General features: G+C 71.3%; 13 protein-coding genes and 1 riboswitch. Of the genes, 5 read left to right on the top strand and 8 right to left on the bottom strand.

Annotation, left to right across the window (positions count from 1 at the left end; translation table 11 throughout):
- Nucleotides 1–239: 239 nt before the first annotated feature.
- From BJY17_RS18845 to BJY17_RS17960, 6 genes are read right to left on the bottom strand one after another with little or no spacing between them, the layout of a single operon-like run.
- Nucleotides 240–374, bottom strand: a complete 135-nt coding sequence (locus BJY17_RS18845) for a hypothetical protein (RefSeq protein ID WP_281371192.1) — start codon at nt 372–374, stop codon at nt 240–242.
- Complete coding sequence (locus tag BJY17_RS17940) at nt 371–1516, bottom strand: cysteine desulfurase family protein (RefSeq protein ID WP_179552574.1); 1146 nt, start codon at nt 1514–1516, stop codon at nt 371–373. Before BJY17_RS17940 ends, BJY17_RS18845 begins: the two co-directional genes overlap by 4 nt.
- Nucleotides 1513–2367, bottom strand: a complete 855-nt coding sequence (nadC, locus tag BJY17_RS17945) for a carboxylating nicotinate-nucleotide diphosphorylase (RefSeq protein ID WP_179552575.1) — start codon at nt 2365–2367, stop codon at nt 1513–1515. The genes BJY17_RS17940 and nadC overlap by 4 nt, the downstream gene beginning before the upstream one ends.
- Nucleotides 2367–3947, bottom strand: a complete 1581-nt coding sequence (gene nadB / locus BJY17_RS17950) for an L-aspartate oxidase (RefSeq protein ID WP_179552576.1) — start codon at nt 3945–3947, stop codon at nt 2367–2369. The genes nadC and nadB overlap by 1 nt, the downstream gene beginning before the upstream one ends.
- 1 nt (nt 3948) lies before the next feature.
- Nucleotides 3949–5304 (bottom strand): quinolinate synthase NadA, encoded by a 1356-nt coding sequence (gene nadA, locus BJY17_RS17955; RefSeq protein ID WP_179552577.1) that lies wholly within the window; start codon nt 5302–5304, stop codon nt 3949–3951.
- On the bottom strand, nt 5301–6029 hold the full coding sequence (locus BJY17_RS17960) for an NUDIX hydrolase (protein ID WP_179552578.1): 729 nt from the start codon (nt 6027–6029) through the stop codon (nt 5301–5303). The genes nadA and BJY17_RS17960 overlap by 4 nt, the downstream gene beginning before the upstream one ends.
- Nucleotides 6030–6196: 167 nt before the next feature.
- Nucleotides 6197–6290, top strand: a riboswitch (glycine riboswitch).
- A gap of 167 nt (nt 6291–6457) precedes the next feature.
- Between BJY17_RS17960 and gcvT the strand changes: the two genes are divergently transcribed.
- The 3 genes from gcvT (at nt 6458) to gcvP (ending at nt 10993) form a co-directional block, all read left to right on the top strand.
- On the top strand, nt 6458–7648 hold the full coding sequence (gene gcvT / locus BJY17_RS17965; RefSeq protein WP_179552579.1) for a glycine cleavage system aminomethyltransferase GcvT: 1191 nt from the start codon (nt 6458–6460) through the stop codon (nt 7646–7648).
- A 67-nt stretch (nt 7649–7715) separates the two neighbouring features.
- Nucleotides 7716–8087 carry a glycine cleavage system protein GcvH gene (gene gcvH, locus BJY17_RS17970; protein WP_179552580.1) on the top strand — a complete coding sequence of 124 codons (372 nt, stop codon included), beginning with the start codon at nt 7716–7718 and terminating at the stop codon, nt 8085–8087.
- Between the two features lie 8 nt (nt 8088–8095).
- Nucleotides 8096–10993 (top strand): aminomethyl-transferring glycine dehydrogenase, encoded by a 2898-nt coding sequence (gene gcvP / locus BJY17_RS17975; protein WP_179552581.1) that lies wholly within the window; start codon nt 8096–8098, stop codon nt 10991–10993.
- A 66-nt stretch (nt 10994–11059) separates the two neighbouring features.
- On the opposite strand, the gene BJY17_RS17980 is transcribed toward gcvP, so the two are convergent.
- Entirely contained in the window at nt 11060–11275 is a 216-nt protein-coding gene (locus tag BJY17_RS17980) for a hypothetical protein (protein ID WP_179552582.1), read from the bottom strand.
- 197 nt (nt 11276–11472) lie between these two features.
- On the opposite strand from BJY17_RS17980, the gene BJY17_RS17985 reads away from it, so the two are divergent.
- The gene (locus BJY17_RS17985; protein WP_179552583.1) at nt 11473–11940 is read left to right on the top strand and encodes a hypothetical protein; all 468 of its coding nucleotides are present in this window, start codon (nt 11473–11475) and stop codon (nt 11938–11940) included.
- Here BJY17_RS17985 and BJY17_RS17990 read toward each other — a convergent pair.
- Complete coding sequence (locus BJY17_RS17990) at nt 11886–12650, bottom strand: CPBP family intramembrane glutamic endopeptidase (RefSeq protein ID WP_179552584.1); 765 nt, start codon at nt 12648–12650, stop codon at nt 11886–11888. The two genes, BJY17_RS17985 and BJY17_RS17990, sit on opposite strands and share 55 nt — an antisense overlap.
- Before the next feature lie 206 nt (nt 12651–12856).
- On the opposite strand from BJY17_RS17990, the gene BJY17_RS17995 reads away from it, so the two are divergent.
- Entirely contained in the window at nt 12857–14479 is a 1623-nt protein-coding gene (locus tag BJY17_RS17995) for a peptide ABC transporter substrate-binding protein (RefSeq protein WP_179552585.1), read from the top strand.
- The last annotated feature ends 87 nt before the right edge of the window (nt 14480–14566 follow it).

The raw sequence follows: 14566 nt of genomic DNA on the forward strand, positions 1-14566 counted from the left end.
TGGTGTCGCCCGCAGGGGCGACGTCGGGGTCACGGAGTTCGGGAACGGCGCGTTCGGTCAAGGAAGATGCGTCCAATCGATGTCGGCGCAGAACTGCGCCGGGAATTGCGTCGAATACGTTGGTCAACCCGCGTCGGGTGACTCGCTATTCCCCGATTCCGACATCGATCGGAATGCATGGAACCGAGCGCTCTCGAAGCGCTTCGGGCAGGTGGGAAACTCGGTCGTCGCGGGGCGGCTTACGGAGCCGGAGCCGGGCCGTCGGTGGGAGTGGGCCGGGGGAGCCAGCCCTCGAGGAGCTGCTCTTCGGGAGCGAGCTCGTTCTCGATGCGCCGCTCGTTCGCCTTGTCAGCTGCAGGTGTCGATTCGCTCATGTGGCCACGATACCGCGCACAGCCGACACGGCACGAGCGACGGATGCCGCGGCATCCGTCAACTCTTCGGCCGTCGTCTCCGCGCCGAGCGTGAACCGCACGGCCGTCTGCGCGAGTTCGGCGGGCAGCCCGATCGCCGTGAGCACGTGCGAGGCCTCGTCGCTGCCGGCCGCGCACGCCGATCCGCTCGAGCAGACGACGCCGTCGCGCTCGAGCTCGAGCAGTACGGCCTCGCCGCTCGTGCCGGGGAAGACGAACGACACCGTGCCAGGCAGGCGGTGCTCGGGGTCGCCGGTCGACCGGGCCCCGGGGACGTGCGCCGCGATCGACGCCGCGAACTCGGAGCCGAGCGCGGCGACGCGCGCCGCGGCATCCGCTCGCTCGGCCTCCGCCAGTCGCAGGGCCGTGGCGAAGGCGACCGCCCCGGCGACGTTCTCGGTGCCCGACCGGCGGCCTCGCTCCTGCCCGCCGCCGTGCAGCACCGGTTCGAGCTGGAGCCGCCCGCGCACGATGAGCGCACCCGTGCCCTTGGGCGCGCCGACCTTGTGACCGGCGAGCGAGAGGGCGTCGACGCCGAGCGCGTCGAGCGAGAGGGGGAGCCAGCCGGCCGCCTGCACGGCATCCGTGTGCACGAGGGCCCCGGCGGCGTGCGCGACGGCGGCGAGCTCGGCGATCGGCTGCACCGTGCCGATCTCGTTGTTCGCGAGCTGCACCGACACGAGGGCCGTGTCGGGCCGGATGACGCGGCTGAGCGCCTCGGGCGTGACCAGGCCGCCCTCGTCGACCGCGACCTCGGAGACCTCGAAGCCGTGCACCCGGGCGAGGTATGCCGCGGACTCGAGCACCGCCTCGTGCTCGATCGGCGAGACCACGAGGTGGCGCCCGCGGGGGTTCGCGAGGGCGAGGCCCTTCACCGCGAGGTTGTCGGCCTCGGTGCCGCCGCTCGTGAAGACGACATCACCGGGGCGGCAGCCGACGACCGCGGCGACCGCGGCACGGGCGCCGGCGAGGGCGCGGGAGGCCTCGTCGCCGAGTGCGTGGTGGCTCGACGGGTTGCCGAAGGAGCCCCAGAGGTACGGCCACATCGCCTCGAGCGCCTCGCGGCGCACGGGCGTCGTGGCGGCGTGATCGAGGAAGATCATGTCGCCACCGCGACATCGAGGCCCAGGTCGAGCGACCGCACCGAATGGGTGAGCGCCCCGACCGAGATCACGTCGACGCCGGTCGATGCGATCTCGCGCACCGTCTCGAGCGAGACGCCGCCGGAGGCCTCGACGATCGCGCGCCCGGCGATGAGTGCGACGCCCGCCCGGAGCCCGTCGGGCGTGAAGTTGTCGAGCATGACGGTGTCGGCGCCGCCCGCGAGCACCGCCTCGACCTGGTCGAGCCGGTCGACCTCGACCTCGAGGTGGGCCGTGTGCGGCATGCGCTCGCGCGCGGCTCGGAGGGCGGTCGCGAGGTCGTGACCGCCGGCGGTGAGCACCGCGAGGTGGTTGTCCTTCGCCATCACCGCGTCGGAGAGCGACCGGCGGTGGTTGCGGCCGCCGCCGTCGCGCACGGCCTGGCGTTCGAGGCTGCGCAGCCCCGGGGTCGTCTTGCGGGTGTCGACGATGCGCGCACGGGTGCCGGCCGTCTCGGCGACGTACCGAGCGGTGAGCGTCGCGATGCCCGACATGCGCTGAACGAGGTTCAGGCCCACGCGCTCGGCGCGCAGGATGCCGCGGGCCGGGCCGGTCACTCGGGCGAGCACCGCGCCGGCCTCGAACGGCTCGCCGTCAGCGGAGAGCGGTTCGACGACGACCGCCGGGTCGACCAGCCGGAACGCCGCGGCGAACACCTCCATGCCGCTGAGCACGCCCGGCTCGCGGGCCATGAGCACGGCCGTCGCGGTCGCGGTGGCGGGGATCAGCACCTCTGAGGTGAGGTCGCCCCACGGGGCGTCCTCGTCGAGCGCTGCGCCGACGATTCGGTCGAGCTCACGTGCGTCGGTCATCAGGCGGCCTCTCGTTCGAGCGGGGTCGGCAGGGCGTGGGCGACGACGTTCGGGTCGTCGGCGCGGAAGTGCGCGCCGCAGCTCGTGCGCCGGGCACGCGCGGCCGCGACGGTCAGGCGGGCGAGATCGAGGAGGTTCCGATCCTCGGCGCTTCGGCGGTCGTGCGGTAGGGGCGCGTGCCACGCGTCGAGACGAGCGGATGCCTCGGCGAGCCCGGCCTCGTCGCGCTCGAGCCCCACGTGCCTCCACATCAGGCTCTGCAACTCGTCGCGCACGACCGACGCCGCCCCGCGCACGACTTCGGAGGATCGCGCCGACATGCCGGCGGTCGCGGCCTCGTGGGCGTCGGCCCCGGCGTGTTGCGCCGACGGTTCCGTAGCTGTGCTCGCCGGCACGGCCGTCGTGATCGCCGGCACAGCCGTCGTGATCGCCCGCACGGCGCGGTCGGCGAACACCGCCGCCTCGAGCAGCGAGTTGGAGGCGAGTCGGTTCGCCCCGTGCACGCCGGTGCGGGCGACCTCGCCGACGGCGAAGAGGCCGGGCAGGCTCGTGCGCCCGTCGAGGTCGGTCGCGATGCCGCCCATGGCGTAGTGCGCCGCGGGCGTCACGGGCACCGGCTGCCGTGACCAGTCGAAGCCGGCCGCGCGCACCACGGCGTCGAGGCCGGGGAAGCGCCGGGCGAGCTCGGCCCCGCCGAGCGCGGTGGCGTCGAGCAGTACGGGAGCGCCGCCCTGCTCGAGGGAGCGCCGCCAGACCGCACGGGCGACGACGTCGCGGGGCGCGAGTTCGCCGCGCGGATCGACGTCGAGCAGGAAGCGGCGGCCGTTCGCGTCGCGGAGCACCGCGCCCTCGCCGCGCACGGCCTCGGAGATGAGCGGGGTGCCGGGGGCGGCCAGCGCGGTCGGGTGGAACTGGGTGAACTCGAGGTCGGCGACCAGGGCGCCGGCGCGCCAGGCAGCAGCCACGCCATCGCCGGTCGCGACCGCCGGGTTCGTCGTATGCCGGAAGAGGCATCCGCTGCCGCCGGTGGCCAGTACGACCGCGTCGGCGCGGCGCTCGACGACGGCTCCGGATGCCCCGAGCAGCCGGGCCCCGACCACGCGACCGCCCTCGACGAGGAGGTCGACGAGCATCGTCTGCTCGTCGATCGCGACGGCTCGCCGCCGCACAGTGGCGACGAGGGCGTGCTCGATCGCCGCGCCGGTGGCGTCGCCGCCGGCATGCAGCACGCGGGCGCGCGAGTGGGCGGCCTCGAGGCCGCGTTCGAGTCCGGACTCGCCGCGGTCGAACGCGACGCCGAAGCGGATGAGATCTCGCACGCGGTCGGGTCCTTCGTCGACGAGCACGCGCACGGCGGCCGGATCGGCGAGTCCGGCACCGGCCTCGATCGTGTCGGCGAAGTGTCGCTCGGCGGAGTCGTCGGGGAAGAGGGCCGCCGCGATGCCGCCCTGCGCGTAGCGCGTGTTGCCCTCGGCGAGCTCGGCCTTCGTGACGAGCTCGACGGTGTGCCCGGCATCGGTGGCCTTCACGGCGGCCCAGAGTCCGGCGATGCCGCCTCCGATCACGAGCACGCGCGCCATGTCAGGCTCCCGCGACCGGCTGCGGAGCCGCGACCGGCGGCTTCGCCGCGAGCATCCGCTCGAGCGCGACGCGTGCTGGCTCGGCCACGTCGTCGGCCACGGTGATGCGGTTGACGACCCGGCCCGCCACGAGCTCCTCGAGCACCCAGGCGAGGTACCCGGGGTGGATGCGGTACATCGTCGAGCACGGGCACACGACGGGGTCGAGGCAGAAGATCGTGTGCTGCGGGTACTCGGCCGCGAGGCGCTGCACGAGGTTGATCTCGGTGCCGATCGCGAAGGTCGAGCCCGCGGGGGCCGCCTGGATCGCCTTCACGATGAAGTCGGTCGAGCCCGCGGCATCCGCTGCGTCGACGACGGGCATGGGGCACTCGGGGTGCACGATGACCTGCACGCCGGGGTGGTCGATGCGGGCCTGCGCGATCTGGTCGACCGTGAACCGGCGGTGCACCGAGCAGAAGCCGTGCCAGAGAATGACCCGGGCGTCGCCCAGTTCGCCCGCCGTGCTGCCGCCGAGCGCCTTGCGCGGGTTCCACATCGGCATCTGCTCGAGCGGCACGCCCATCGCCTTCGCGGTGTTGCGGCCGAGGTGCTGGTCGGGGAAGAACAGGACCCGCTGCCCGCGCTCGAACGCCCACTCGAGCACCGTCTCGGCGTTGGAGGAGGTGCAGACGATACCGCCGTGGCGGCCGACGAAGCCCTTGAGCGCCGCCGACGAGTTCATGTACGTGACCGGGATGACGGGCACCTTGCCGTCGGCGTCGGTCGCGGACAGGTCACCGTAGACCTCGGCGAGCTGCTCCCAGCACTCCTCGACCGAGCTCTCGTCGGCCATGTCGGCCATCGAGCAGCCGGCGGCGAGGTTCGGGAGGATCACGGCCTGCTCGGGTGTCGAGAGCAGGTCGGCGGTCTCGGCCATGAAGTGCACGCCGCAGAACACGATGGCCTCAGCGTCCGGCCGCGTGAGCGCGGCGTTCGCGAGCTGGAACGAGTCGCCCACGAAGTCGGCGTGCTCGATGACCTCGTCGCGCTGGTAGAAGTGGCCGAGCACGACTGCGCGGTCGCCGAGGGTCGCCTTCGCGGCGCGGATGCGCGCGTGCAGCTCGTCGGCGGAAGCCGTGCGGTACGACTCGGGCAGGGCGCCCTGACGGGGCGAGCCCGTGGGGATGACGTCGCCCATCGACGACCCGGGCCCGTACGAGACGGGGCCCGAGTCGAACTCCCACGGTCCCTTCGCGAGTTCGGGCGAGCATGATGCGCCGGTGGTGGCACCCGCCGTGATGAGACGGATGGTGCGGTCGACGGATGCCGCCGCTCGCGTGTCGTCGGTCTGCAGGTCGTCGATGGAGATGGTCATGATGCCGGTCGCTCTCTCAGGGATTCGGTTCGCGCAGTCGGTTCGGGGGTCGCCGCGAGGGCGGTGGAGTCGTAGCGGTAGAGCTTCGGAGGCCGGTTCCTCGCGCCGGCCAGCCGCTCGCCGGTCTCGCGCAGTCGGCCGGAGGCGAGCATCGTGCGGCGGAAGTTCGCGGGATCGAGCGGGCGCTGCAGCACCGCCTCGACGACCTCGCGGAGCTCGGCGAGCGTGAAGGTCTCGCCGAGGAAGGCATGCGCGATCTGGGAGTACTCGACCTTGGTTCGCAGGCGCCAGAGGGCGTACTCGATGATGCGGTTGTGGTCGAACGCGAGCCCGGGCAGCGTGTCGGCCGGCACCCATCGCACGTTGGGCCCCGCCGTGGCGCGTGCGGCCTCGTCGCTCTGCACGAGTGCCCAGTAGACGACCGAGACGACACGGGCGCCGGGGGAGCGGTCGACCTCGCCGAAGGTGTAGAGCTGCTCGAGGTAGGTGGGAGCGAGGCCGGTCGTCAGGCGCAGGGTGCGGGCGGCGGCGGCCTCGAGTTCCTCGGCGGGCGGCAGCCAGCCGCCGGGCAGCGCCCAGAGTCCGAGCTGGGGCTCACGCGTTCGGCGCACGAGTGGGGTCCAGAGCACGGGGCGACCGCTGCGGTCGGGGCGCAGGGCGAAGATCACCGTGGAGACGGCGAGACGGGTCGGCACCTCGCCGATCGGCTTCGTCTGCTGCGGCATCCGACGCCTCCGTTCTTCTGGTCAGGATGACTCGAACTCGAACGATCGACAGCTTACAGTCAGAATGACCAGAACACGAACGCCGACCCTCTGAATCACAGTCGATGCCCAGCCGTCGCCGAAGCGCCCCGCTGCTAGGATCGGAGCACAATCTCATACCGGGCCATCGACGCGTCGCGGGAGAGCCGGCAAGCACTGAGCCGGCACCGAAGGAGCAAGCCTCCCCGCCAATCTCTCAGGTCACTACACCGCGATGACGAGGCCGCTCTGAAAAGTGGATTCCGCGATGGCTCGCGGCCTCCCGCCCACGGTGAAAGCGCGACCCCGCGTGAAACTCTCAGGCTCATGACAGAGGGGGAGTTCCCACACGGTGCCGCTTCCGCGACCGTGACAACGCCGGCGAGCGCCGGCACGTCTGGAGAACTCTCGTGACCAACGAACCCGGTACCACCAGCCTCGAGTCGTCGAGCACCGAACGGCTGAGCCCGCTCGATGCCGTGCACCGCGCAGCGGGCGCGAGCTTCACCGACTTCGCCGGCTGGCAGATGCCCGTGCGCTACTCCAGCGACCTCGCCGAGCACCACGCGGTGCGCACGGCGGCCGGCCTCTTCGACCTCTCGCACATGGGCGAGATCGTGCTCATCGGCCCGCAGGCCGCCGCCGCGCTCGACCACGCGCTCGCCGGCAGGCTCTCGGCCATCGAGATCGGCCAGGCCAAGTACTCCCTGCTGCTCGCCGAAGACGGCGGCATCATCGACGACCTCGTCGTCTACCGCACGGGCGACGACCGCTACATGGTCGTCGCGAACGCCTCGAACGCGGCCGTCGTCGCCGACGAGCTCCGCACCCGCGCGGCCGGCTTCGACACGATCGTCTCCGACGAGAGCGACGACGTCGCGCTCATCGCCCTGCAGGGCCCCGACGCCCGCGCGGTGCTGCTCGAGACGCCGGGCTTCGGCATCGACGGGCCCGGCAACGATGAAGAGGACTTCGACGCGAAGCTCGAAGCCCTCAAGTACTACCGCGCCTTCCCGGCGACGTTCGAGGGCGAGCCCGTGCTCGTCGCGCGCACCGGGTACACCGGCGAAGACGGGTTCGAGCTCTACCTCGCCCCCGAGCGCGCAGCACGTCTGTGGGAGGCGCTCGCCGAGACCGGCGGCCCCCGCGTGACGCCCTGCGGGCTCGCGAGCCGCGACACGCTGCGCCTCGAGGCGGGCATGCCGCTCTACGGCCACGAGCTGAGCCGCGACATCCTGCCCGTGCAGGCCGGCCTCGGCCGCGTCGTCGCCCTCGCCAAGCCCGACGCCTTCGTCGGTCGCGCCGCCATCGAGCGGGGCCCGGCAGCGGATGCCCCGGTGCTCGTCGGCCTCGCAGCCGAAGGCCGCCGCGCAGCTCGCGCCGACTACGAGATCTACGACGGCGAGGGCGCCGACGCGACCCGCATCGGCGTCGTCACGAGCGGGGCGCTCTCGCCGACGCTCGGCCACCCGATCGCCATGGCACTCGTGGCACCCGACGCCGCCGAGCCAGGCCGCGAGCTCTTCGTCGACGTGCGGGGCACGCGCGTCGCGGCATCCGTCGTCGCACTGCCGTTCTACAAACGCACCGCCACCGCCTGACCTCGAGTCGCCCGACTCCGCACGGAATCGGGCGCCTCGGCAACCAACCCACCGCAAGGAGCACCCCATGACCGACCAGACCGCACTGCACTACACCGAAGAGCACGAGTGGATCGCCATCGACGGCGACGTCGCGACGATCGGCATCACCGACTACGCCGCCGACAAGCTCGGCGACGTCGTGTTCGTCGAACTGCCCGCGGCCGGCACGACCGTGACCGAGGGCACCGTCGTCGGCGAGATCGAGTCGACGAAGTCGGTCGGCGAGCTGTTCGCCCCCGTCAGCGGCGAGGTCGTCGAGGCGAACCAGACCGTCGTCGACTCGCCCGAGCTCGTCAACAGCGACCCGTTCGGCGAGGGCAGGCTCATCAAGGTGAACGCCTCGAGCCTGCCGAAGTTCCTCACCCACGCCGAGTACCGCGCACTGGTCGGAGAGTAAGCACCCGCATGAGCACCCCCACCTCCTCAGCATTCGACCTCGACGCCTTCGGGCGCCGCCACATCGGCACCAGCCCGAGCGACCACGGGCTCATGCTCGCCGAGCTGGGCTACGACTCCCTCGACGCCCTCATGGCCGCCGCGGTGCCCACGTCGATCCGCATGGGGGAGGTGCTGAACTCGGCGATCCCCGCCGCCGCCACCGAGCGGGAGGCGCTCGCCGAGCTCGCGGCGCTCGCCGAGCAGAACACCGTGCGCACCTCGATGATCGGCCTCGGCTACTCCGGCACCGTCACGCCGTCGGTCATCCAGCGCAACGTGCTCGAGAACCCGAGCTGGTACACGGCGTACACGCCCTACCAGCCCGAGATCTCGCAGGGCCGGCTCGAGGCGCTCATCAACTTCCAGACGATGGTCACCGACCTCACGGGCCTCGACACGGCCAATGCGTCGATGCTCGACGAGGGCACCGCGGTCGTCGAGGGCATGCTGCTCGCCCGCCGCGCATCGAAGTCGACCTCGAACCGCTTCGTCGTCGACGCCGATGTGCTGCCGCAGACCCTCGCGCTGCTCGAGTCGCGTTCCGAGGCGGTCGGCATCGAGCTCGTCGTCGCCGACCTCGTCGAGGGCACGGATGTCGCCGCCTTCGGCGAGCACTTCGGTCTCTTCGTGCAGTACCCGGGTGCGTCGGGACGCGTGTGGAACCCGGCGTCCGTCATCGCCGCCTCGAAAGCGCAGGGCGCCCTCGCCGTCGCCGCCGCCGACCTGCTGGCGCTCGCGCTCATCACGAGCCCGGGCGAGCTCGGCGCCGACGTCGCCGTCGGCACCTCGCAGCGCTTCGGCGTGCCCATGGGCTTCGGCGGACCGCACGCCGGCTACATGGCCGTGCGCAAGGGCCTCGAGCGACAGCTGCCCGGCCGCCTCGTCGGCGTCTCCAAAGACGCGGTGGGCGCGCCCGCGTACCGCCTCACCCTGCAGGCCCGCGAGCAGCACATCCGCCGCGAGAAGGCGACCTCGAACATCTGCACCGCGCAGGTGCTGCTCGCCGTCATGGCGTCGATGTACGCGGTGTACCACGGGCCCCGCGGCATCCGTCACATCGCGGTCTCGACGGCCGCGAAGGCGACCGCGCTCGCCGAGGTGCTCACCGGCTACGGCCTCACCCTCGCGCACGACACGTACTTCGACACGATCCGGGTGCACGTGCCCGGGCTCGCCGGCAACATCGTCGAGCGCGCCCGCGCCCTCGGCGTGAACGTGTGGGAGGCCGATGAGGCCACCGTGCACGTCGCCGTCGACGAGACCACGACCGAAGCCGAGCTCTCGCTCGTCGCCCAGGCGTTCGGGCTGCCCGAGCGCACCGAGGTCGCGGTCGAGACCGCGACCCTGCCGGCCGTCGCGAGCGGCGAGCTGCGGCGCACGAGCGGCTACCTCGAGCACCCCGTCTTCAACACGCACCACTCCGAGACGCAGATGATGCGCTACCTGAAGACGCTCGCCGACCGCGACTACGCGCTCGACCGCGGCATGATCCCGCTCGGCTCGTGCACCATGAAGCTCAACGCCGCGACCGAGATGCAGTCGGTCACGTGGCCCGAGTTCGCGAACCTGCACCCCTTCGCGCCCGAGGCCGACGTCGTCGGCACCCTCGGCCTCATCGAACAGCTCGAGACCTGGCTCGCCGAGGTCACCGGGTACGACACGGTGTCGCTGCAGCCGAACGCGGGCAGCCAGGGCGAGCTCGCCGGCCTCCTCGCGATCCGCGGGTACCACCACGCCAACGGCGAGACCGAGCGCACGGTGTGCCTCATCCCGTCGAGCGCGCACGGCACCAACGCGGCATCCGCGGTGCTCGCCGGCATGCGCGTCGTGGTCGTGGCGACCGACGAGCTCGGCAACGTCGACCTCGACGACCTCCGCGCGAAGATCGCCGAGCACGCTGCGAACCTCGCTGCCCTCATGATCACCTACCCGTCGACGCACGGCGTCTACGAGCACGAGGTGAAGACCATCACGCAGGCCGTGCACGACGCCGGCGGCCAGGTGTACGTCGACGGCGCGAACCTCAACGCCCTGCTCGGCTTCGCCCGCTTCGGCGACTTCGGCGGCGACGTGTCGCACCTGAACCTGCACAAGACGTTCTGCATCCCGCACGGCGGCGGCGGCCCCGGCGTCGGCCCGGTCGCGGCCAAGGCGCACCTCGCGCCCTACCTGCCGGGTCACCCGATGGCCCAGCGCGCCGACCACTCGGGCGGCGTCACGCACGACGGCGGCCCCGTCTCGGCGGCTCCCTACGGCAGCCCGTCGATCCTGCCGATCTCGTGGGCCTACGTGCGCATGATGGGCTCCGAGGGCCTGAAGCAGGCGACCGCCTCGGCGGTGCTCGCCGCGAACTTCGTGGCCTCGCGCCTGCGCGAGCACTACCCCGTGCTCTACACCGGCGACAACGGACTCGTCGCGCACGAGTGCATCCTCGACCTCCGGCCCCTCACGGCGGCGACGGGCGTGACGGTCGACGACGTGGCCAAGCGCCTCGTCGACTACGGCTTCCACGCGCCGACGATGTCGTTCCCGGTCGCGGGCACGCTCATGATCGAGCCGACCGAGTCGGAGGACCTGGCCGAGCTCGAGCGCTTCGTCGAGGCGATGGTCGCGATCAAGGCAGAGGCCGACGCCGTCGCCGCGGGCGAGTGGCCCGCCGACGACAACCCGCTCGTGAACGCGCCGCACACCGCGGAGTCGGTCATCGCGGGGGAGTGGGCCCACGCCTACACCCGCGAGCAGGCCGTCTACCCGGTGCACTCGCTCGTGCGCGGCAAGTACTGGGTGCCGGTGCGCCGCATCGACCAGGCATTCGGCGACCGCAATCTCGTGTGCGCCTGCCCGCCGGTCGAGGCGTTCGCGTAGCGAGCGGACGGCTCAGGAGCCGCTGACCCCGGCACGGGGTCGGCGGCGGCTGACGGCATCGGAGGACTAGGCGGGGCGCGGCGCGGCGTGGCGACCGTGCTCCGTGTAGTCGCGCCGGCCGCGCGCCGGAGCCGGGCCGGGCGCGGCGACCGTGACGAGGGCGCTGCGCCGGGCGGCGACGCGCTCGTGCGCCGCGTCGATCTCGGCCTCGGTCGCGCGGAAGCGGCGGTCGGAGGCGCGGGCGGCGAGGTGGCCTGCGGCGAATGCTGCGGCGAGTGACATGGTTCCGTTCCGTCTCTGGTGTCCGGCAGCGGGGCCGGCGCCCTCGCATCGAGGGGTGCCTCCATGCTCGCGAGCGCCACGGATCGAGGGATCAGGGCGACCCCGAGCAGGGCCCCCGGGAGTACACTGAGGTTCTCTCGAAATTACCCGCGGGTTCTGTCGGAGGGCCCGGGTTCTCTCGAAGCAGAGGGGGCATGATGTCCGTCGATCTGATCACGGTGCTCACGACCGTCGGGTTCGTGGGGCTGCTCGTCGGCACTTCGGTGCTCGCGGGCCGCGGCCTCGGTCTCGAGCAGCGAGCGGGCCTCCTCCAGCGACGCGACCCGGCCACGGCCGAGGCGCTGCGCAGGGCCCAGTCGATCACCGACTTCGCGAGCGGCAGCGTCTTCGGCGACGAGGGCTTCTACTCGCCCGTCTGCTCGCCGTCTCGGCGCAGCGGGCTCGACCTGGCGCGTGTGCGCGGCACCGACTCCGACCTGCGGGTCGAGGCCGCCGAGGAGGCGCTGCCGCCGATGCCCGCGACGGTCGTCGCACTCGGACGCAGCGAGCACGTGCCGAGGGCGACCCGCACGCGGCATCCGGTTCGCGCGGATCAGCCTGTGCGAACCGCTCAGCCGGCAGAGACGGCGAAGAACTCCGGCCACCAGCCGACCGCGAGCGGATAGCCGACGAACGACACGACGTCGAGGATCCAGTGGGCGATGACGAGCGGCATCGTGCGCCCCCAGCGCTGGTAGCACCAGCCGAAGACGACGCCCATCGCGACATTGCCGAAGAACGGTCCGAAGCCCTGGTAGAGGTGGTAGGTGCCGCGCAGCACGGCGCTCGAGAGGATCGTCGCCCACGGTCCGACGCCGAGTTCCCTGAATCGGGTGAAGAGGTAGCCGACGACGATGACCTCCTCGGTCAGCGCCGCTTCGAGCGCCCGGAACACGAGGATCGGCACCGTCCACCACAGCCAGTCGGCCGGTGACGCCTCGACCGCGACGGTGATGCCTCCCGAGCGGCCGAGCGCGTAGAGCGCGAGCCCCGGCACGCCGATGGCGAGCACCAGCAGCACACCGGATGCCGCGTCGCGACCCGGTCTCGTCAGGTCGAGGCCGATGCAGCGGAACGGGTTCGTACCGGGAGCCCAGAGCAGGTAGAGCACGAGCGCGACGGCGAAGAGCCCGAAGAAGACGTCGAGGAACTGGTAGGTGAAATCGAGCCATTCACGGGGCGCACGAGAGGGGTTCAGTGCGACCGACTGCTCGCCGAGCGGGGTCTCGGCGGTGACCTTCGCGATGATCGAGACGATCGAGTAGACGGCGGATGCCCCGAGCGAGAGTCCGAGCACGATGACGACCTCGAGCCGCAGCCGCCGTGCAGAAGACATGCGGCAATCATCGCATGAGCGGCTCAGACGCAACATTCGTGCGGATTCGCGCCGGAATCCGCCGAGGTGTGTGTCGCTAGGTTGCGCGTCGGTAACGGTTTGCCCTTCTGGTTTGCTTACCGGAGGTGAGGTTCATAGTCTCGATCTACCAGCGCTCCAGCGCGGCCACGAGCCGTGTTGTCGTCGCATATCTCACAGGAGGAACATTGAAGATCAAGAGAATCGGCGTTGCAGCCATTGCTCTTGCTGCCGCCGGCGCATTGACGCTGTCAGGCTGCACGAGCGGCGGTGCTGACCCGTCGGCCCCTGCTGGCGATGCCACCGCGGTCATCACGACCAACGGCTCCGAGCCCCAGAACCCGCTGATCCCCACCAACACCAACGAGGTCGGTGGCGGCAAGATCCTCGACGCGATCTTCGCAGGTCTCGTCTACTACGACGCCAAGGGCGCTGCGCACAACGATGTCGCCGAGTCCATCGAGACCGACGACGCGCAGAACTACACGATCAAGCTCAAGGCCGACCAGAAGTTCACGAACGGCGAGCCCGTCACCGCGGCTTCGTTCGTCGACGCCTGGAACTACGGCGCTGACACTGCCAACGAGCAGCTGTCGCAGTACTTCTTCGAGTCCATCAAGGGCTTCAGCTACGAGGAGTCGGTTCCCGAGCTTCCCGGTCTCGTGGTCGTCGACGACACCACGTTCACCGTCGAGCTGAACCAGCCCGAGTCGGACTTCCCGCTGCGTCTCGGCTACTCGGCCTTCTACCCGCTGCCCGAGTCGGCCTTCGAGGACCTCGCCACGTTCGGTGAGAACCCGGTCGGCAACGGCGCGTACATGCTCGACGGCGAAGGCGCCTGGAAGCACAACGAGAAGATCGACCTCGTCGTGAACCCCGACTACGACGGCCCCCGCAAGGCGGTCAACGGTGGTCTCGACATCATCTTCTACGCCTCGCAGGACGCCGCGTACGCCGACCTCCAGGGCGGCAACCTCGACGTGCTCGACGCGATCCCCGACTCGGCTCTGGCCACCTTCCAGGACGAGTTCGGCGACCGCTCGGTCACGCAGGCCGCTGCGATCTTCCAGTCGTTCACGATCCCTGCGCGTCTCCCGCACTTCTCGGGTGAAGAGGGCAACCTCCGCCGCCAGGCGATCTCGATGGCGATCAACCGCGACGAGATCACCGACGTGATCTTCGCCGGCACCCGCACCCCGGCGCACGACTTCACGTCGCCGGTCATCGACGGCTACTCGGAAGAGATCCCCGGCTCCGAGGTGCTCGACTACAACCCCGAAGAGGCGAAGAAGCTGTGGGCCGAGGCCGACGCGATCGCTCCTTGGGACGGCACCTTCAAGATCGCCTACAACGCTGACGGTGGCCACCAGGCCTGGGTCGACGCTGTGGCGAACGGCCTGAAGAACGACCTGGGCATCGACGCCGCCGGCGACCCGTACCCCACGTTCGCTGAGGCGCGCACCAAGATCACCGACCGCACCATCCAGACGGCCTTCCGTTCGGGCTGGCAGGCGGACTACCCGGCGCTCTTCAACTTCCTCGGCCCGCTCTACGGAACCGGTGCCGGCTCGAACGATGGCGACTACTCGAACCCCGAGGTCGACACGCTCCTGAAGGAGGGCCTCTCCGAGACCGACATCGCTGCTGCGAACGAGAAGTTCCAGTCCGCGCAGGAGATCCTGTTCCAGGACCTCCCGGCCGTCCCGCTGTGGTACTCCACGGTGAACGGCGCTTGGAGCGAGGTCGTCAACGACGTCGAGTTCGGCTGGAACTCGGTGCCGCTGTACAACCAGATCACCAAGAGCGAGTAGTTCTCGATCAAGGACGACTCGGGGTTATACTCTGAGGCGCCCGTGGGGCGGCAGCCGAGCAGGCTGCCGCCCCACTCCCACGTATCC

Source organism: Agromyces hippuratus (genome assembly GCF_013410355.1).
Classification (GTDB): Bacteria; Actinomycetota; Actinomycetes; order Actinomycetales; family Microbacteriaceae; genus Agromyces; species Agromyces hippuratus.